General features: G+C 70.7%; 18 protein-coding genes. 6 read left to right on the forward strand and 12 right to left on the reverse strand.

Features of this window, described 5'->3' with window-relative positions; genetic code table 11:
• Positions 1–12: 12 nt before the first annotated feature.
• The 9 genes from ABZS51_RS13685 to ABZS51_RS13725 all read right to left on the reverse strand — a co-directional run bounded on the left by ABZS51_RS13685 (position 13) and on the right by ABZS51_RS13725 (position 8,962).
• Complete coding sequence (locus tag ABZS51_RS13685; RefSeq protein ID WP_310709723.1) at positions 13–1,332, reverse strand: PhoH family protein; 1,320 nt, start codon at positions 1,330–1,332, stop codon at positions 13–15.
• Between the two features lie 207 nt (positions 1,333–1,539).
• Positions 1,540–2,301, reverse strand: coding sequence for an isoprenyl transferase (locus ABZS51_RS13690; protein WP_310709722.1), 762 nt, complete (start codon positions 2,299–2,301; stop codon positions 1,540–1,542).
• Between the two features lie 55 nt (positions 2,302–2,356).
• Positions 2,357–2,878 carry a hypothetical protein gene (locus tag ABZS51_RS13695; protein WP_310709721.1) on the reverse strand — a complete coding sequence of 174 codons (522 nt, stop codon included), beginning with the start codon at positions 2,876–2,878 and terminating at the stop codon, positions 2,357–2,359.
• A gap of 142 nt (positions 2,879–3,020) precedes the next feature.
• Positions 3,021–3,848 carry an amidohydrolase family protein gene (locus ABZS51_RS13700; RefSeq protein ID WP_355439789.1) on the reverse strand — a complete coding sequence of 276 codons (828 nt, stop codon included), beginning with the start codon at positions 3,846–3,848 and terminating at the stop codon, positions 3,021–3,023.
• 105 nt (positions 3,849–3,953) lie between these two features.
• Positions 3,954–5,747: a phosphoenolpyruvate carboxykinase (GTP) gene (locus ABZS51_RS13705; RefSeq protein ID WP_355439792.1), complete on the reverse strand. Its 1,794-nt coding sequence runs from the start codon at positions 5,745–5,747 to the stop codon at positions 3,954–3,956.
• A gap of 250 nt (positions 5,748–5,997) precedes the next feature.
• Positions 5,998–6,519, reverse strand: a complete 522-nt coding sequence (locus tag ABZS51_RS13710) for a hypothetical protein (RefSeq protein ID WP_310709718.1) — start codon at positions 6,517–6,519, stop codon at positions 5,998–6,000.
• A 68-nt stretch (positions 6,520–6,587) separates the two neighbouring features.
• Complete coding sequence (locus ABZS51_RS13715; RefSeq protein ID WP_355439795.1) at positions 6,588–7,736, reverse strand: C40 family peptidase; 1,149 nt, start codon at positions 7,734–7,736, stop codon at positions 6,588–6,590.
• Between the two features lie 200 nt (positions 7,737–7,936).
• Positions 7,937–8,437 carry a transcription elongation factor GreA gene (greA, locus tag ABZS51_RS13720; protein ID WP_049557273.1) on the reverse strand — a complete coding sequence of 167 codons (501 nt, stop codon included), beginning with the start codon at positions 8,435–8,437 and terminating at the stop codon, positions 7,937–7,939.
• 105 nt (positions 8,438–8,542) lie between these two features.
• Positions 8,543–8,962 carry a DUF4307 domain-containing protein gene (locus ABZS51_RS13725; protein ID WP_355439799.1) on the reverse strand — a complete coding sequence of 140 codons (420 nt, stop codon included), beginning with the start codon at positions 8,960–8,962 and terminating at the stop codon, positions 8,543–8,545.
• A 134-nt stretch (positions 8,963–9,096) separates the two neighbouring features.
• Here ABZS51_RS13725 and mca point away from each other — a divergent pair, with 134 nt between their 5' ends.
• The 3 genes from mca (at position 9,097) to ABZS51_RS13740 (ending at position 10,523) form a co-directional block, all read left to right on the forward strand.
• Positions 9,097–9,984: a mycothiol conjugate amidase Mca gene (gene mca, locus ABZS51_RS13730; protein WP_310709715.1), complete on the forward strand. Its 888-nt coding sequence runs from the start codon at positions 9,097–9,099 to the stop codon at positions 9,982–9,984.
• 77 nt (positions 9,985–10,061) lie between these two features.
• Positions 10,062–10,232 carry a hypothetical protein gene (locus tag ABZS51_RS13735; protein ID WP_310709714.1) on the forward strand — a complete coding sequence of 57 codons (171 nt, stop codon included), beginning with the start codon at positions 10,062–10,064 and terminating at the stop codon, positions 10,230–10,232.
• Complete coding sequence (locus tag ABZS51_RS13740) at positions 10,233–10,523, forward strand: GNAT family N-acetyltransferase (RefSeq protein ID WP_355439802.1); 291 nt, start codon at positions 10,233–10,235, stop codon at positions 10,521–10,523.
• A gap of 23 nt (positions 10,524–10,546) precedes the next feature.
• Here ABZS51_RS13740 and ABZS51_RS13745 read toward each other — a convergent pair whose 3' ends face one another.
• Complete coding sequence (locus ABZS51_RS13745; RefSeq protein WP_310709712.1) at positions 10,547–11,725, reverse strand: hypothetical protein; 1,179 nt, start codon at positions 11,723–11,725, stop codon at positions 10,547–10,549.
• Between the two features lie 104 nt (positions 11,726–11,829).
• On the opposite strand from ABZS51_RS13745, the gene ABZS51_RS13750 reads away from it, so the two are divergent.
• Positions 11,830–13,809 (forward strand): thioredoxin domain-containing protein, encoded by a 1,980-nt coding sequence (locus tag ABZS51_RS13750; protein WP_355439806.1) that lies wholly within the window; start codon positions 11,830–11,832, stop codon positions 13,807–13,809.
• Here the strand turns inward: ABZS51_RS13750 and ABZS51_RS13755 are convergent.
• Together ABZS51_RS13755 and ABZS51_RS13760 are read right to left on the reverse strand one after the other, a co-directional pair.
• Entirely contained in the window at positions 13,795–15,930 is a 2,136-nt protein-coding gene (locus ABZS51_RS13755) for a transglycosylase domain-containing protein (protein WP_355439809.1), read from the reverse strand. The two genes, ABZS51_RS13750 and ABZS51_RS13755, sit on opposite strands and share 15 nt — an antisense overlap.
• Positions 15,931–16,017: 87 nt before the next feature.
• On the reverse strand, positions 16,018–16,515 hold the full coding sequence (locus ABZS51_RS13760; protein WP_310709709.1) for an Lrp/AsnC family transcriptional regulator: 498 nt from the start codon (positions 16,513–16,515) through the stop codon (positions 16,018–16,020).
• A gap of 130 nt (positions 16,516–16,645) precedes the next feature.
• Here ABZS51_RS13760 and hppD point away from each other — a divergent pair, with 130 nt between their 5' ends.
• Together hppD and ABZS51_RS13770 are read left to right on the forward strand one after the other, a co-directional pair.
• The gene (gene hppD / locus ABZS51_RS13765) at positions 16,646–17,728 is read left to right on the forward strand and encodes a 4-hydroxyphenylpyruvate dioxygenase (RefSeq protein ID WP_355439812.1); all 1,083 of its coding nucleotides are present in this window, start codon (positions 16,646–16,648) and stop codon (positions 17,726–17,728) included.
• Positions 17,729–17,827: 99 nt separating this feature from the next.
• Positions 17,828–19,267, forward strand: a complete 1,440-nt coding sequence (locus ABZS51_RS13770; RefSeq protein WP_355439815.1) for a M1 family metallopeptidase — start codon at positions 17,828–17,830, stop codon at positions 19,265–19,267.
• The last annotated feature ends 39 nt before the right edge of the window (positions 19,268–19,306 follow it).

The following is a 19,306-nucleotide window of genomic DNA, read 5'->3' on the forward strand; positions in this document are numbered from 1 at the left end:
GCCTGAGGCGACCTAGAGGTTGATGTCCTCCAGCATCTCCGTCACCAGGGCGGCGATCGGCGAGCGCTCCGACCGCGTCAGCGTCACGTGGGCGAACAGCGGGTGGCCCTTGAGCTTCTCCACCACGGCCACGACACCGTCGTGCCGGCCGACGCGCAGGTTGTCGCGCTGGGCGATGTCGTGGGTGAGCACCACGCGGGAGTTGGCGCCGATGCGGCTGAGCACCGTCAGCAGCACCCCGCGCTCCAGCGACTGGGCCTCGTCCACGATCACGAACGCGTCGTGCAGCGACCGGCCGCGGATGTGGGTGAGCGGCAGCACCTCCAGCATCCCGCGGTCGTGCACCTCCTCGATCACCTCCGGCGAGGTGATCGCGCCCAGGGTGTCGTAGACCGCCTGGCCCCACGGGCCCATCTTCTCGCCCTCGGTGCCGGGCAGGTAGCCGAGCTCCTGGCCGCCCACCGCGTAGATCGGCCGGAAGACGATCACCTTTCGGTGCTGGCGGCGCTCCAGGACGGCCTCAAGGCCCGCGCAGAGCGCCAGCGCGGACTTGCCGGTGCCGGCCCGGCCGCCGAGCGACACGATGCCGATCTCCGGGTCCATCAGCAGGTCGAGCGCGATCCGCTGCTCGGCCGAGCGGCCGTGCAGGCCGAACACCTCGCGGTCGCCGCGCACCAACCGTACCGACTTGTCGGGCAGCACCCGGCCGAGTGCCGAGCCCTTGTTCGACAGCAGCCGCAGGCCCGTGTGGGCGGGCAGTTCCCTGGCCTCCTCCACCTCGGCCGAGCCCTGGTCGAAGAGGGTCTGAACGTCCTCGTCGGTCACCTGGATCTCGGCCATCCCGGTCCAGCCCGACTCGACGACCAGCTCGGCGCGGTACTCCTCCGCGGCCAGGCCGATCGAGGCCGCCTTGACCCGCATGGGCAGATCCTTGGACACCAGCACGACGTCACAGCCCTCGGCGGCCAGCGCGCGGGCCACCGTGAGGATGCGGGTGTCGTTGTCGCCCAGGCGGAAGCCCACGGGCAGGATGGACGGGTCGCTGTGGTTGAGCTCCACCCTGATGGTGCCGTCCCCCGCCGGCATCGGCTCGTCCAACCGGCCGTGTCTGACGCGCAGGTCGTCGAGGTAGCGCAGGGCCTTGCGCGCGAAGTAGCCCAGCTCGGGATGGTGCCGCTTCCCCTCCAGCTCCGTGATGACCACGATCGGGAGGACGACCTCATGCTCGGCGAAGCGGGTCATCGCCGCCGGGTCGGCGAGGAGCACCGAGGTGTCCAGCACGTACGTGCGCTTGCCGGACTGGGTGGACGGGTTGCTCGAGGACACTGCCACACGTTCTCCCCCGGGCGCCCCTGGCGGGGGGCACCCTGCAGACGAGGTGGGAATCGGACCGGACCCGTGTCCTCGGCCGCGACGTGCCGGCGACGCCGAATTCCGGCCCCCTCGGCAAGTCTTGGCGCAAGGATGGGGCCCTCTCCGGAGTGTCCGGTCTGTGACCGGACACTTCCAACGTTACGTCTTGGATACCCAGATGTCGGGTCAGGAACCGTAACGCCGGTGCCTCGCGGCGTAGTCGCGCAGCGCCCGCAGGAAGTCGACCCTGCGGAAGTCAGGCCAGTAAGCCTCGTGGAAGTAGAACTCGGAGTGAGCGCTCTGCCAGAGCATGAAGCCGGACAGCCGCTGCTCGCCCGAGGTCCGGATGAGAAGGTCCGGGTCGGGCTGGCCGCGAGTGTAGAGATGCTCCGCGATGTGCTCCACATCGAGTACCTCGACGAGGTCCTCGATGCTGGCCCCCTTGCTGGCTTGCTCCTGGAGGAGTGAGCGCACCGCATCGGCAATCTCACGTCTTCCTCCATACCCAACTGCAACGTTCACAATCAGGCCAGGACGGTGCGATGTCGCTTCTTTCGCGTTTTTTAGGACATTGGCGGTCCTGTCGGGGAGCAGATCGAGCGCCCCGACCGGGCTGATCCGCCAGCCCTGCTCCACGAGCTCCTGCGTGACGTCCTCGATGATCCGCAGGAGCGGCTCCAGCTCCTCGCTGGGCCGGTTGAGGTTGTCGTTGGACAGCATCCACACCGTGACCACCTCGACGCCGGACTCCCGGCACCAGGTGAGCAGCTCGGAGATCTTGTCCGCACCCTTGCGGTGGCCCCTGGAGACGTCGCGCATGCCCATGGCGCGTGCCCAGCGGCGGTTGCCGTCGATGATGACCCCGACATGCCGGGGACCGCTGTCCTTGGACAGCTTGGCCTCCAACCGGCGTTCGTACAGCCGGTAGACCAGGTCGCGCAGGCCCACGGAGTCCCTCCCCAGCGGTGCTGTGCCTTTGGTCGAATGACCTAACAGGCAATTATCACCGCGTTTCGCCCGTGCCTGCTCCCTCATTGGGATTCCTGTTGAGATCTTCGGCCGAACGGCGGGGCGTCCGCCGTCTCGGCACGGTCGTGGCGAGACAGCCGTCGGCCTCAGCGACGAGCGCGTGCACGAAGCCGGCGAGCTCCGCCGAGGTGAGCACGGCACGCATGCCGACGCCCCCCGTGCCCCACGCCTCGACGAAGGCGCGGCGCGTCAGCCGCCATCGCCCCGGCCGGCCACGCCCGGGCACCCACAGCGGGATCGTGCGGAGCTGGCAGCGCAGCTCGCCTCCTCCCACCACGGCTGACCTCGTACGATACCGGAACACGAACAGCTCGCTGTCCGGGTCCTCGTCGGGGAAGCGATCATCGGGGTCCGGCCACCGCCCGGCCGCCCCGCGCCCCGCGCGGGCCTCGTCCACGCCGTGCGCCAGCCGTCGCAGCAGCCACCCGCACCGCTCCCCCACGACGCCGTACGGCGTGCCGTCGCGCGACAGCTCCAGGGTGACCTCGTAGGGCATGCCGACGCTGTCCGTGCACGCGACGGGCGTGACGGTAAGGAAAGATCCATCGACGCAGCGTAGTCCCCCCACATCCGCAGCTTTTCCACCCCAAAGTTCCCTAAACCCAAGAAAACACCCAGCCATAATGCCGGGGGGAAGATCACTCGAATGCGTAAAAACGCCGCGCTGTTTCCCCCAGCACGAGCTCCCGGTCCGTGCCTCCCAGCAGGGACGACGTCACCTGCCAGACCGTCCCGTAGTCGGCGGCGAGCAGCGCCACCGGCCAGTCACTGCCGGCCATCAGCCGCTCGGGGCCGAAAACCCGCACCGCGTGGTCCACGTACGGCCGCAGGTCCTCCACGGTCCAGCTCTCGTGGTCGGCCTCGGTGACGAGCCCGGACACCTTGGCGTACACGTTGGGCAGCGCCGCCGCCCGCGTGATCTGGGACGCCCACGGCTCCCAGAGGTGCTCCCTGACGCGCGGCTTGGACAGGTGGTCCACGACGACGCGCAGCGTGGGATGGCGCTCGGCCAGCGTGACCACGTGGTCCAGGTGCCGGGGCAGCTGGGAGACCACGTCGAAGGTCAGCCCCGCCTCCGCCAGCAGCCCGAGCGACTCCAGCACGGTCTCCTGAACCACCCAGTCGGGGTCCGGCTCGTCGTGGATGAGGTGCCGAACTCCGCGAAACTTCGGATGTCTGGCATAGCGCTCGATGGCCTCGGCGGTCTCGTCGGGCCGGGTCAGCGGCACCCAGCCGACCACCGCGGCGACGAAGTCGTGGGCGTCGGCCAGCGCCAGCAGGGCGTCGGTCTCCTCGTACGAGTCGGCCGCCTGCACCAGGACGGTGGCGTCCACCCCGGCCGCGGCCAGTTCGGGCGCCAGGTCCGCCGGCCGGTACGTGCGGTACAACACGCCGTGCTCCGGCGTCAGCCACGGGTAGGAGCCGGTCCCGAGGTCCCAGAAGTGCTGGTGCGCGTCCACGATCACGCCCCAAAACCTAGGATGTCTCGCCGCGCCCGGCAAGGGGCCGCACGATCACGCGGCCGGCCCGTCGCCGTTGACGGGCCGGCCGCGAGGCACCTGTGGGCGGCGTTACGACAGGCGGTCCAGCAGCGCGTTGTACTGGTCCCACAGCTCCTTCGGCAGGTGCTCGCCGAAGGTGTCGAAGTGGGCGCGGATCTGGGCGGCCTCGTCCCGCCACACCTCCGGCTCGACCGAGAGGAGCATGCGCAGGTCCTCCTCGGACAGGTCCAGGCCCTCGGTGTCGAGCGTCTCGGGGACCAGGCCGATCGGCGTGGACACGGCCCCGGCCTCGCCGTTGAGGCGCTCCACGATCCACTTGAGCACGCGGCTGTTCTCGCCGAAGCCCGGCCAGACGAACCGGCCGCCGGCGTCCTTGCGGAACCAGTTGACGTAGTAGATGCGCGGCAGCCGCGCGCCCTCGCGCCGGCCGATCTCCAGCCAGTGGCCGAAGTAGTCGCCCATGTTGTAGCCGCAGAACGGCAGCATCGCGAACGGGTCGTAGCGCAGCTCGCCGACCTTGCCCTCGGCCGCGGCGGTCTTCTCGGAGGCGACGTTGGCTCCGAGGAAGACGCCGTGCTCCCAGCTCAGCGACTCGGTCACGAGCGGCACCGCGGTGGCGCGGCGCCCCCCGAACAGGATCGCCGAGATGGGCACGCCCTCGGGGTCCTGCCACTCGCGCGCGATGGTCGGGCACTGGGCGGCGGGCGTGGTGAACCGGGCGTTCGGGTGGGCGGCGGGCTCCTCGCCGTCCGGCGTCCAGGAGCGGCCCTTCCAGTCGGTGAGGTGCGCCGGGGGCTCGTCGGTGAGGCCCTCCCACCACACGTCGCCGTCGTCGGTGAGGGCGACGTTGGTGAAGATGCTGTTCCCCCAGAGCGTCTTGACCGCGTTGGCGTTGGTGACCTCGCCGGTGCCGGGCGCCACGCCGAAGAAGCCGGCCTCCGGGTTGATCGCGCGCAGCGTGCCGTCCTCGCCGAACCGCATCCACGCGATGTCGTCGCCGACGGTCTCCACCTTCCAGCCCGGGATCGTGGGCTGGAGCATGGCGAGGTTGGTCTTGCCGCAGGCGCTCGGGAACGCGGCGGCGATGTAGCGCGCCTCGCCGGCGGGCGGCGTGAGCTTGAGGATGAGCATGTGCTCGGCCATCCAGCCCTCGTCGCGGGCCATGGTGCTGGCGATGCGCAGGGCGTAGCACTTCTTGCCGAGCAGCGCGTTGCCGCCGTAGCCGGAGCCGTACGACCAGATCTCGCGGGTCTCGGGGAAGTGGCTGATGTACTTGGTGGAGTTGCACGGCCAGGGCACGTCCTCCTGGCCCGGCTCCAGCGGCGCGCCGACACTGTGGACGCAGCGCACGAACTCGTCGCGCTCCTCGATGAGCCGGAGCGCCCTCTCGCCCATCCGGGTCATGATCCGCATCGAGACGGCAACGTACGGGGAGTCGGTGATCTCCACGCCGAGCTGCGAGATCTCGCCGCCGAGCGGGCCCATGCAGAAGGGCACCACGTACATGGTCCGGCCGCGCATGCAGCCCTTGAAGAGCTCGCCGAAGGTGGCGCGCATCTCCGCGGGCGCGACCCAGTTGTTCGTCGGCCCGGCGTCCTCCTCGCGCTCCGAGCAGATGAACGTGCGGTCCTCCACCCGCGCGACGTCGCTCGGGTCCGACGTGGCGTGGAAGCTGTTGGGCCGCTTGGCCAGGCGGGTGAACGTGCCCTGCTCGACGAGCAGGTTGGTCAGGCGGGTCCATTCCGCCTCCGAGCCGTCGCACCACTCGATCCGGTCGGGCTGGGTCAGGGCGGCCACCTCGTTCACCCAGGCGGCCAATTCGGCATTGCTCGTCGGGGCGGATACATCGATGGAAAGCGACACGGCTACGGCTCCTCCAGAGTCTTCAGGGCCCAGTCATCATTAACGACGAAGCCACGTGGAAGCCAATTGGCATAGACCTGTTCACGTGAGCGTCGCCGCAGGCAGGGGCCTTGACGATTCGGGGAGCCTACCCAGCGGGAACCGTTTTAAAAGAATGGCCTCCGGCACTTCAACCGGCTTCCGGAGCATGGTCTAAACCAATTTCCGGAGTGGTATAAACCATTTCCCGTCTCTTTTTCGCTGCGTGGTCTCAGGATTCGACGTCGGGGCCGGAGGAGCGGACGCGGTCGACGTGGCGCAGGGCGTCCCTGAGATCGGCCAGCCAGGTGTCGGTGTGCTTGCCGACCAGGCGCACGCACCAGGCGAGCGCGTCGCTGCGGCTGCGCGCCACGCCGGCGGCCACGAGCGTGTCGAGAACCTGGCGCTCCGACTGCCGGAGCCTGGTCATCACCGGCACGGACAGAGTGGTGAACATCACAGTCTCCCCGCCGCAGGAGACGCCCCAGGAGATCTTCTGGCGGAACCTGCGCTCGGCCTCGCGGGCGATCTCGACGCGGCGCTCCCGGGTCTCCTCCCTGAACCGCCGGACGAGCCCGTCGACCAGCGCCGCGCGCTCCTCCTCGGGCACGTCACCGGACGGCTCGGGCAGCGTGCCGATCACCGCGATCTCCTCGCGGTCGCGGAAGACCTCGGGAGCGCCGGCGAACCAGCCCTCCGGCAGGCGGCCGGTGAACCACGCGCGTACCTGTGCTGTGCTTTCTCCGCTTTCCATGTAATCAGAATTACACCATTGCTCGGCAGACGCACGCACCAGAGGGTATGGAGCTGATGACCGTACGGTTACCTGACCCTGCCGGCCAGGACAGGACTGACGCGCACGACCCCGGCGAGGTTGCGGGTGTGCACCGGACTGATCTTCACCACGTCACCCGTGCGCGGGGCCTGGATCATCTTGCCGTTGCCCCAGTAGATGGCCACGTGCGAGATGTAGCCGGGGTTGGTCGGGTCGCTGCGCCAGAAGATGAGGTCGCCCGGCTGCGCCTGCGAGAGCGGCACCTGGGGGCCCGTCACCCACTGCTGGTGCGTCACGCGCGGCATCCTGACGCCCGCCTGCGCGTAGGCCCACTGCACCAGGCCCGAGCAGTCGAACGTGTCGGGACCCTCGGCCCCCCACACGTAAGGCCGGCCGAGCTTGGAGGCCGCCGCCCGCAGCGCCACCGTGATCTGGTCGACCGACATGAACGCGCCGGCCGCCCACACCTTCGCCTGCTTCTTGGCCGGGGGCAGCACCGGGTTGACCATGGCCACCTGCGTGCCCTTCGGCAGCACCTTGAGCAGGGCGTCGCGCAGCTTCGCGGAGTTGGTCCTGGGAGCGCTGACGATCAGCGCGTTGTCGCGGGGCAGGCCGAGCGCCCGTCCCGTCCGCTTGGACACGACGGCGTCCACCGCGCCGAAGCCCGTCGTCGCGTAGGCGCCGATGCGCAGCGGGCCCGCCGGACCGCTCACACGGCTGTGCAGCGACAGGCCGCCGTCGTTGCCGAGCACGAACGAGACCGCCACATCGCCCGACGCCACGTTCTTCCACAGGGCGTCGGAGGCCGCCGTCACCTTCGGCGTGTAGGAGCGGAACGTCGAGGGGTCGACGGCGAGGGTCTGCACGCGCTTGCCGTCGAGCGTGATGGACGCCGCGTCGGCCAACTCCAGCGCCCGCACGCCGGATAACCGCGCCACCTTCTCCAGCAGCTTCGTGGTGAACGGCTTGCGGGTGACGACGAACAGGTTGGGCTTGTGCAGCGTGCCCAGCGGCTTGACCTCGGGAGCCGGGCCGGACTCGGCGACCAGCGTCTCCCCGGGCGAGGGCCGGGCCTGCGCGGGCGCGGTCGCCGCCGCCTGCCCCTGCCGCACGGACTGCCGCCGCCCCCCGGGCTGGACGAGGAGCAGCACGTCGGCGGTCAGCACCGCGACCAGCGCCACCACGATGAACGGCACCAGCCGCGCGTGGTCACGCCGGACACGGGGCGGACGCCCGTACGGGCCGTGCGGCCCGTACGGGTGGTGAGGACCTCCAGGCGCCTCGGAGCGCAGCAGGTAGCTCAGGTCCTGGCGGATGGCCGAGCCGCGGCGCAGCCCCAGGGCAGCAGAAGGCTCCGCCGGGCCGTCGTGGGCCCGGCGGTGCGTCTCTCCGGGAGTCAGTTGCCGATGTACGGCACGGCCTCGAGGATCTCGACCGTGTTCTGACGGCCGTTGGGCATGCTGTAGGTCGCCTTCTCGCCGATCTTCTTGCCGTTGATCGCCGCTCCCAGCGGGGACTTGGGCGAGTACACGTCGATGGGCGCGCCGCTCTCCTCGCGGGAGGCGAGCAGGAAGGTCACCTCGTCGTCGTCGCCGACGAACCGGATCGTCACGGTCATGCCGGGGCCCACGACGCCCTCGGTCTTCGGAGCCTCCCCGACCTGCGCACTGTCCAGGATCTGGCGGAGGTGGAAGATGCGGGCCTCCATCTTGCCCTGCTCGTCCTTGGCGGCGTGGTAACCGCCGTTCTCCTTCAGATCACCCTCTTCGCGGGCGGCCTCGATCTTCTTGGCGATGTCGACGCGCCCTGGGCCCGAGAGATATTCGTACTCCGCCTTCAGGCGGTCGTACGCCTCCTGCGTCAGCCATGTGACGTTCTCATCGCGAGAGTCGGCCACGGGTTCTCCTTGCTTGCCTAGGGGCCCTGGAACTCTGGGGACGCCCGTGCGGTCGAATTGCGAAAGGCTAACAAGCCCGGCCGCACCAACGCTTCCCCAAACGTCTTATTCTATGAGATTGCAGTACTGGATGTGGACCGAAGCGGCCTCAGCGCTGGTCTCCAGCCGCTCCTTGAGCTGCTTAGTACCCTCTCCCGGCCCGATTCTTACGTCCTTGGTGCCCACCTCGCCATGCTTGGCGTCCAGGGCCCTGATCTGGCAGACGGCCGCGCGATCGGCCGGCTTGTCGAGGGTGAAGACGATCTCGGCCTGGCTCGGCTGCACCGTGAACGACACGACCTGCGCCACGGCGCCGGACGAGCTGCCGGTCATCGACCACATCACGTAGCCCCATCCGCCCGCGATGATGGCCACCAGCACGCCGATCACGACGTGCACGACGAGACGGCCCCCTCGTTGGGGACGGTCCGGGTAGTCGTCGGGTGTGCCGAGAACAGGCCCGTTCCCGACATCTCTGGTGGCCATGGCGGAATCTCCCTGCACTCCTTCAGCGTTATCCGAGACAATTGTCGCCCGCGGGGGCCACGCCCTCGCGACCGCCCAGCAGAAACTAACCTGTCTGGACGCCTGTTCGGTCCGACTGAGGAGACATCGAGCCCGTGAGTGCACCGCTGAGGCTGATGGCCGTCCACGCCCACCCTGACGACGAGTCCAGCAAGGGCGCGGCGACGATGGCCCGTTACGTCCGCGAAGGCGTGGAGGTGCTGGTCTGTACGCTCACGGGAGGCGAGCGCGGATCGGTGCTCAACCCGAAGATGGACCGCCCCGAGATCGTGGCCAACATCGGCGAGGTGCGCCGCGCCGAGATGGAGCGGGCCCGTGAGATCCTCGGCGTCGAGCAGCGGTTCCTCGGTTTCGTCGACTCGGGGCTGCCCGAGAGCGAGGAGGAGGAGCTGCCCGAGGGCTGCTTCGCCCTGCAGAAGCTGGAGGACGCCGCCGCGCCGCTGGTGGCGGCCGTGCGCGAGTTCAGGCCGCATGTGATCATCACCTACGACGACGACGGCGGCTACCCGCACCCCGACCACATCATGACCAACCGGGTGTCGGTGGAGGCGTTCGACGCCGCCGGCGACCCCGACCGCTATCCCGGCGCCGGCGAGCCGTGGCAGCCGCTCAAGCTCTACTACCAGATGGGCTTCACCAAGGAGCGGTTCGAGGCGCTGCACGAGGTCATGACCCAGCGCGGCCTGGGCTCCCCCTACAGCGACTGGATCGCCCGCTGGGAGGACCGCCCCGCCAAGTGGCCGGTGACCACGCGCGTGCCGTGCGCCGACTACTTCGAGATCCGTGACCAGGCGCTGCTCGCGCACGCCACCCAGGTGGACCCCGACGGCTTCTGGTTCGTCTGCCCGCGCGAGCTCCAGCAGGAGATCTGGCCCACCGAGGACTACCACCTGGCCCGCTCGCTGGTCGACACCGAGCTGCCCGAGGACGACCTGTTCGCCGGCATCCACGCCGACGAGGCCGTCTCGCCCGCGCACTCCTGACCCGGCCCGCGGCTCCGGCCCCAGCCGCGGTCAGGACCGGGGGCCGGACCACGGCCCCCCGGTGGCAGACTGGAAGGGTGACTGTTCTCGCAGCTGGCGATGTCAGCCCCGGCCTGCTCGGCTTCACCGTCGTGGCCCTCATCGGGGTCGCCCTCTACATCCTGATCAAGTCGATGAACAAGCAGATGTCGAAGATCAAGGTGCCACACGAGGGCGACACCACCGACGAGGGAAAGAAGGCCGAGTAGATGGCGATCGACGTGGTCGACAACCCGGCGCGGAGCCGGTTCGAGATCCTTGTGGACGGTGAGGTCGCCGGGTTCGCCGACTACCGGCTGCTGCCCGAGAAGATCGTGCTCACCCACACCGAGGTGCGGCCGGAGCACGAGGGGCAGGGCCTCGCGGGCCGGCTGGTCGGCCACGCCCTCGACCTGAGCCGCGACACGGGCCTGCGGGTCGTGCCGCTCTGCCCGTACGTCGTCAAGTACATCGAGCGCCACCCCGAGTACCAGGATCTGGTGGACGCCAAGGTGTCCTAGCGCGCCGCCCGCCACGGCAGGGCTCACCATTCCTTGCGCGACCAGGCGCGTTCGAGCGCCAGCGGGAGCCCCCACCAGCCGAGCGGCGTCAGCACGTCGTCGGCGTCCACGATGCCGAGATGCCCCCACAGCGTGACCACCGGCGTGAAGAGCCGCTCGCCGGCGCGCAGCTCGTCGGGGTCGCTCATGTCGATCTCGCCGGTGTCGATGTCCGGCGACTCGGCGATGAGCCGCGCGATCCGCTCGGGCGAGGCCAGCACGCCCGGACCGAGCCGGGTCAGCGCGGTCACCGCCCCGAGCCAGTCGGCTAGCTGGATGGCGCACAGCTCGGCCAGCACGGTGTCCTCGTGCCGCAGCTCGCCCTCCAGGTCGGTGAACTCCTCGACGGTGTCGTCGTCCTCCGAGAGGTCGGAGACGGGCCCGGCGATGCCCGCGACCACCGACAGCCACAGCTCCGTGTCGTCGTCGGGCATCGGCAGGCTCTCGAACCCGGCGCAGGCCCGCAGCACGTTGGCCGGGTAGCCCGGCTGGCCGAGCAGCACCCGGAGCCGTGTCGCGGCCGCCTCCAGGTCGGCGGCCGGCAGCTCCGGACGCCTCGGCATGCCGCCCAGGACGCGCCGCAGCTCGCTCAGCGCGTTGACCTGCTGCTCGTCGCAGAAGGCCATCAGCTCCTCGTCCTGCTCGTCGTTGACCTCGAACCCCGGCACCCGGCCGTCGGGCAGCGGCGTGTTCAGCCACCGCTCCTGCATCTCCTCGTAGGCGCGCCGGGCCCGCGGGTCGCCCCTGAGCAGCGCGTCGGAGTCGATGTCCCCGGCCTCCACGCGCTCCTCCAGGTGGCGTACGAGCCGGGAGTACATCTCCTGGCTGACCGGCCCCCGCTCGTCCTCCTCCGGCCAGATGAAGTAGTCGGGCGTCTGGAGCGTCGGCATCAGGAGGATCGGCTCGGTGCCGGTGGACTCGACCCAGCGCTGCACCTCACCCACCGTGGCCTGGCCGGACTCGATGAGCATGAGCGTCCGCCGGGCCGATTCCCAGAAGACCGGCGACAGGGCGTTGCCCGCGGCGAGCATCGCGCGCCGCAGGTCCGGCAGCGCCACCAGGGCCAGGCCGGAGGGCACGGACAGCAGCGCCCGCGCGACGTCCCTGCGGGTCAGGGCCGTGGCACGGCGCCCCGCGTGGGCGCAGACGAACTCCAAGTCCACTCTCCGTAACCTACGCCTCCACGCCGCCGGGCGCGTACCCATCCGGTTATGCGCGCGGGCACCGGGGGCAGGTGGGCCCCGTAGGGTGATCCGGGGAGGTCTTGATGAACCGCTTGAAGGACTCGACGAGCCCGTACCTGCTGCAACACGCGGACAACCCCGTCGACTGGCACCCGTGGGGCGAGGATGCCTTCGCCGAGGCGCGGCGGCGTGACGTCCCGCTGCTGGTGAGCGTCGGCTACTCGGCGTGCCACTGGTGCCACGTCATGGCGCACGAGAGCTTCGAGGACGTCGAGACGGCCCGGCTGATGAACGAGCGCTTCGTCAACGTCAAGGTGGACCGCGAGGAGCGCCCCGACGTGGACGCCGTCTACATGGGCGCCACGCAGGCCATGACGGGCCAGGGCGGCTGGCCCATGACGGTGTTCGCCACGCCGGACGGCCATCCGTTCTACTGCGGCACCTACTTCCCGCGCCACGAGTTCCAGCGGCTGCTGGCGGCCGTCGACCAGGCGTGGACGGGCAACCGCGAAGGGGTGCTGCGGCAGGGCTCCCAGGTGGTCTCCGCGCTGACCCAGGGGACGACGCTGCCCACCGGGCCGCTGCCCGGGGCGGACGCGCTGGACCGGGCCATGGACAACCTGCGGGCCTCCTTCGACGCCGGGCACGGCGGGTTCGGCGGGGCGCCCAAGTTCCCGCCGTCGATGGTGCTGGAGTTCCTGCTGCGCTCGGGCGAGCGCGGGATGAGCGGGAAGACGCTGGACGCGATGTCCCGGGGCGGCATCTACGACCAGCTCGGCGGCGGGTTCGCCCGCTACAGCGTGGACGCGCGGTGGGTCGTGCCGCACTTCGAGAAGATGCTCTACGACAACGCGCTGCTCATGCGCGTCTACACGCACTGGTGGAAGGCGGGCGGCGGCGAGCGGGCCCGGCGGATCGCGCTGGAGACCGCCGACTGGCTGCTGCGCGAGATGCGCACCCCGGAGGGCGGCTTCGCCTCGGCGCTCGACGCCGACAGTGAGGGCGAGGAGGGCAGGTTCTACGTCTGGACCCCCGAGCAGCTGCGCGAGGTGCTCGGCGAGGACGACGGCGCCTGGGCGGCCCGGGTGTTCGAGGTCACCGGCACGTTCGAGCACGGCACGTCGGTGCTCCAGCTCCTGGAGGACCCGGACGACGTCGCCCGCCTCGACTCGGTGCGCGCCCGGCTGCTGGCCGCCCGGGAGTCGCGGGTGCGGCCGGGCCGCGACGACAAGATCGTGGCCTCGTGGAACGGCCTGGCCGTCGCGGCGCTGGCCGAGACCGGCGCGGTGTTCGACCGGCCCGACCTCGTCGAGGCGGCCACGGCGGCGGCCGGCCTGCTCGACCGCGTCCACGTCCGCGACGGCAGGCTGCTGCGCACCTCGCGCGACGGCCGGGCGGGCGCGAACGCGGGCGTGCTGGAGGACTACGCCAACGTGGCCGAGGGGCTGCTCGCGCTCTACGGGGCGACCGGGGAGACCCGGTGGTTCCGGCTGGCCGGGACGCTGCTCGACGCCGTGCTCGACCGCTTCGGCGACGGGACGGGCGGCTTCTACGACACCGCCGACGACGCCGAGCGGCTCTTCCAGCGGCCCCAGGACCCGACGGACAACGCCACGCCGTCGGGGCAGTACGCCGCCGCGGGCGCGCTGCTGTCGTACGCGGCGCTGACCGGCTCGACGCGGCACCGGGAGGCGGCGCACGCCGCGCTGGGCACGGTGTCGGTGCTGGCCGGCGGGCACGCGCGGTTCGCCGGGTGGGGGCTCGCGGTGGCGCGGGCCGCCCTGGACGGGCCGGTGGAGGTGGCGGTCGTGGGCGCGCCGGCCGACCCGCGCACGCGGGCGCTGCACCGCGAGGCGATGCTGGCGGACGTGCCGGGCCTGGTCGTCGCCCTGGGCACGCCCCCGGAGGGGGACGGGGCCGCGCCGGTGGCGGGCGGCCCGGCGCTGCTGGAGGGGCGCGGGCTCGTCGGAGGGGCGCCGGCCGCGTACGTGTGCCGGGGCTTCACCTGCCGCATGCCGGTCACGACGCCCGAGGAGCTGCGCCGCGAGCTAGCCGGCGGGTGAGCGCACGGGGCCCTGTCCGTCGGGCTCCGTGGTGGGGACCAGGGTGCCCTGGTCGGTGGACCGGCCGCCGTCGTGGCCGAGGTCGGGCGGGCCCTGCGTGGCGTCCGGGACCTGGGTCTGCGGCGGCTCGGTGAACCGGGGCCCCGTGGTCTCGTCCGGCCCGGTCGACTGCCGGGGGTCGGGCTGGTTCCAGCCGTCGTAGGGGCTCTGCGGGTCGCGGGGGGCGTACGGGTTGTCGTACGGATTGTCGTACCGGTTGTCGTACGGGGAGGTGTAGCCGTAGTCGGACGGCTCGGGGAACTCCTCGACGGGCTTGCCGCGCATGGCCTCGGTCATGAACGCCCGCCATACCTGCGCGGGGAGCTGCCCGCCGAACTGCACGCCGTAGCCCGGGACCGTGACGGTCTTGTTGTCCGAGCGGAACATGTCGACGGCGACCGCGAGCTGCGGCGTGAACCCGTTGAACCAGACCGACTTGGACTCGTCCGTGGTGCCGGTCTTGCCGGCCACCGGGCGGTCGTAGAGCCGGGCGGCGGTGCCGGTGCCGTACTTGACGACCTGCTGGAGCGCGTACGTGGTGTCGGCGGCGGCCTGCTCGGCGACGGCCCGCGCGGAGGCCGGCTTGATCACGTCCTTGGCGCCCTTGGCGTCGGTGACGGACTTGACCACGTGCGCCTCCACGTGGACGCCCTTGTTGGCGAAGGTGGAGAAGCCGGAGGCGTTCTGCACGGCGCTCACCGAGGCGACGCCGAGCGGGAAGGTCGCGGCGGCCTGGTGCGGCTGGAGCTGCGCCGAGGGGATGCCGGCCGCCTCGGCGGTGGCGGCCACCTTGTCGAGGCCGACCTTCTGGCCGAGGTCCACGAACGCGGTGTTGACGGAGTTCTGGGTGGCGCGGACCAGGTTGATCGTTCCGTACGAGCGGCCGCTGTCGTTGGGGATCGGGTGCGTGGGGTCGGAGGCAACGCGCATCGGCGAGTTGCCGTTGACCTGGGTGGACAGCTCCAGGCCGTTGTTGAGCGCGGCGGCCAGCGTGTACGCCTTGAACGTGGAGCCGGCCGGCACCTTGGCGGAGAAGGCGTTGTCGTACCCGGTGAGCTTGGGGTTGCCGCCGTAGAAGGCGACGACCTCGCCGTTGGACGGGTCGACGGCCGCCAGGCCGGTGCGGACCTGCTTCGGGGTGGCGGCGGGCACCGTGTTCTCGACGGCCTTCTCGGCCGCCTGCATGAGCTTCTTGTCGAAGGTGGTGACGACCCGCAGGCCGCCGCTGCTGATGTCCTCGTCGCTGTAGCCGCGCCGGTTGAGCTCGGCGGTGACCTGGTCCAGCATGTACTGCGCCTGGCCCCGGAGCACGAACGGCTTCTTCGGCGCCTCCAGCGCCGGGAACGTCTGGGCCGCGGCCTCCTGCGCGCCGAGCGTGCCGCTCTGGCGCATCGCCTCGACGACCGACCGCCAGCGGGCCTGGGCGGCCGCCAGGTCGGCGCCCTTGGGGTCGGCGAAGCGGCTGGGCTGCTGGATCACCGAAGCCAGGTAGGCGCCCTCGGCCACGCTGAGCTTGCCGACGTCCTTGCCGAAGTACGCCTGTGCGGCGGCCTGGACGCCGTTGGCGCCGCGGCCGAAGTAGATGGTGTTGAGGTACTGCTCCAGCACCCAGTCCTTGGACTTGGACTGGTCCACCTTGATCGAGATCATGATCTCTTTGATCTTGCGGGTGACGGAGCGCTCCTGGCTGAGACCGCTGTAGTAGTTGCGGACGAGCTGCTGGGTGATCGTGGAGCCGCCCTGGAGCTGCTGGCCGGTGAGCGTGGACCACAGGGCGCGGCCGGTGCCCTTGACCGAGACGCCGGCGTCCTCGTAGAAGGAGCGGTTCTCGGCCGCGATGACGGCGTCGCGCACGTGCTGCGGCACCTTGGCCAGCTCGACGTTGCGGCGGTCGACGCCCTGCCGGGCGATGACGCTCTTGCCGTCGCGGTAGTAGATGACGGAGCCCTGCGCCGTGGCCTGCTTCTGCGTGCTGTCCGGGATGGGGGTCATGGCCCACGCCACGCCGAACGCGGCGACCGCGAGGATGATCCCCACGCCGCCGGCGATCAGCAGCCGACGCAGGATCCGTCGTTTCCGCATGCCGTTCCCACCACCGCTCCGCACCTCGCAAACCCCCGTATGCTGGGCGAACGTAAAGGGTAGACGACCGGTGACGGTGCCTCGTCCCTACCGTGATCGTACGTACTGGTCCCCCGCCCGGCGCGGAACGTCCGCCACGAGCGGCAGCACCCGGTACGGAACGGGCGTGTCCAGGGCGATGACGGACGAGGTGCGACGCACGCCACGCACGTCCACGATCTCGTCGATGACCCGCTGGAGATCGGCGTTGGTACGCGCCACGACCCGGCAGAGCAGGTCGCTGCCGCCGGTGATCGTGTGGACCTCCAGCACCTCGGGGATGCGCGCCAGACCGTGCGACACCGGGTCGTGCCCGGCCTCCTGCCTGATCTCCAGCGTGACGAACGCGGTGACGGTGTAGCCGAGCGCCACGGGCGACACGTCCGGCCCGAACCCGGTGATCACTCCCCTGGCCATCAGCCGGTCGAGCCGGGCCTGGACGGTGCCGCGGGCCACGCCGAGGCGGCGCGAGCTCTCCAGCACGCCGAGGCGCGGCTCGGCGGCCAGCAGCGCGATGAGACGGGCGTCGAGATCGTCGATCGTCATGGTGTACAGGAACTCCGGACGTTTCGCGGCTGCGCTGGACAGATTGTCCAGTGTTTCAGGTAACTCTTGCACAACCAGATCAGGTAAGTCGAGATTTAGTGGCATGACTGATGCTTTTCCGGTTAACGGGATGGACGCCGTGGTGTTCGCCGTGGGCAACGCCAAGCAGGCGGCGCACTACTACTCGACCGCCTTCGGCATGCGGCTGGTGGCCTACCGCGGGCCGGAGAACGGCAGCCGCGACGAGGTCGGCTACGTCCTGACCTCGGGCTCCGCCCGGTTCGAGCTCCGCTCCTCGATCAGGCCCGGCACCGACATGGCCCGGCACGTGGCCGAGCACGGCGACGGGGTGATCGACCTCGCGCTCGACGTGCCGGACGTGGAGTCGGCCTACGCCCACGCCGTACGGCAGGGCGCCCGGGGGCTCGTCGAGCCGTACACGCTGGAGGACGAGCGCGGCAAGGTGGTGCTCGCCGCGATCGCCACCTACGGCGAGACCCGTCACACGCTCGTGGACAGGTCCAACTACGGCGGCGTCTACCTGCCGGGCTATCAGGCCGCCGAGCCGCTCGTGGCCGCGCCCGCGGTGAAGAACGGGCGGCTGTTCCAGGCCGTCGACCACTGCGTCGGCAACGTCGAGCTCGGCAGGATGGACGAGTGGGTGGAGTTCTACCGCCGCGTCATGGGCTTCACCAACATGGCGGAGTTCGTCGGCGACGACATCGCCACCGAGTACTCCGCGCTCATGTCGAAGGTCGTGGCCGACGGCACCCGCAAGGTCAAGTTCCCGCTGAACGAGCCGGCCGTCAGCCGCAAGAAGTCGCAGATCGACGAGTACCTGGAGTTCTACGGCGGCCCCGGCGTGCAGCACATCGCGCTGGCCACCAACGACATCCTCACCACGGTCGACCATATGCGGGCGGCCGGCGTGCAGTTCCTCGACACGCCCGACTCGTACTACGACGATCCCGAGTTGCGTGAGCGCATCGGGCAGGTGCGGGCGCCGATCGAGGAGCTCAAGAAGCGCCGGATCCTGGTGGACCGGGACGAGGACGGCTACCTGCTGCAGATCTTCACCAAGCCGGTGCAGGACCGGCCCACCGTCTTCTTCGAGCTGATCGAGCGGCACGGCTCGCTGGGATTCGGCAAGGGCAACTTCAAGGCCCTCTTCGAAGCCATCGAGCGGGAGCAGGAGCGCCGGGGTAACCTCTGAGGCGTCCGAGCGCGACCGCGCCGAGGTCCGGCGAGCTCCCCGCGCGCTCGTGACACCGCGTAAGCTACGTGTCACGCTACGAAGGGGGAGCGCGACGTCATGAGGTTCACCCGCCAGGCGAGCGCCGCGCTGGTCGCGCTCCTGACGCTGCCCGCCTGCTCACAGAGCGGCGACGCCGCGGCCGGCCCGGCCCACCCCGACACCTCGGGCAAGGGCACGCCCGTCGCGGCGAGCGGCGCCGACGCCGGCGCGCCGGGCATCGGCGACAGCGACTTCCCGCTCGACGGCAACGGCGGCTACGACGTCGGCCACTACGGCGTCACGATCGGCTACACCCCGTCCACCAAGCACCTCGACGGGGTCACCACGATCGACGCCACGGCCACCCAGCGGCTGTCGCGCTTCAACCTGGACCTGTCGGGGCTGGAGGTGAGCGAGGCCACCGTCGACGGCGCCAAGGCCGGCTTCTCGCGCGAGGGCGACGAGCTGACCGTCACCCCGCCGACCCCGCTGGCCGACGGCGCCCGCTTCACGGTCAAGATCACCTACGCGGGCCAGCCCAAGCCGGTCAAGGACCCGTCCAACCTCGGCACCTACGGGTTCATCCCCACCACCGACGGCGCGTTCGTGGCCTCCGAGCCCGCCGGCTCCAAGACCTGGTTCCCCAACAACGACCACCCCGCCGACAAGGCCACCTTCGACTTCCAGATCACCGTGCCGCAGGGCCTGACCGCCCTGGCCAACGGCGAGCTGACCGGCAAGAAGGCGGCCCCGGGCGGGCGCACCACGTTCACCTGGCGCGAGACCCACCCGATGGCCACCTACCTGGCCACGGCGACACTCGGCAAGTTCGACCTGCGTCAGGGCAAGACCGCCGGCGGCATCCCGAACCTCGCCGCCGTCGACCCCGCCTACCGCAACGCGCTCGGCAAGCTCTACCGCGTCTCCGGCGAGGTCACCGACTACTGGAGCAAGCTCTTCGGCCCCTATCCGTTCTCCTCGACCGGCGGCGTCGTCGACAACTACTCCGCGGGCTACGCCCTGGAGAACCAGACCAAGCCGATGTACGGCGGCTTCGACCCGGACACGAGCATCATCGCCCACGAGCTGGCCCACCAGTGGTTCGGCGACAGCGTCAGCATCAAGCGCTGGAAGGACCTCTGGCTCAACGAGGGCTTCGCCACCTACGCCGAGTGGCTGTGGTCCGAGCACACCGGCGGGGCCACGGCCGACACGATGTTCCGCCGGCAGTACGCCGTCAAGAACGACCCGGTCTGGAAGTACCCTCCGGGCCGGGCCAAGCCGGACGACCTGTTCAACCAGTCGGTCTACCGGCGGGGCGCCATGACGCTCCAGGCGGTGCGCCGGGCCGTGGGCGACCAGACGTTCTTCACGCTGCTGCGGACGTGGGTGGCCGACCACAAGTACGGCAACGCCACCACTCCCGAGTTCATCGCGCTGGCCGAGAAGCTGTCGGGCAAGCAGCTCGACTCGCTGTTCGACTCCTGGCTCTTCCAGCCCAGCCGCCCCGAGTCCTGAGCGACCCGCGGCCCGGCCCGGCCCGCCCGCCGCCGGCCG

It is taken from the genome of Nonomuraea sp. NPDC005501 (genome assembly GCF_040605905.1).
Classification (GTDB): Bacteria; Actinomycetota; Actinomycetes; order Streptosporangiales; family Streptosporangiaceae; genus Nonomuraea.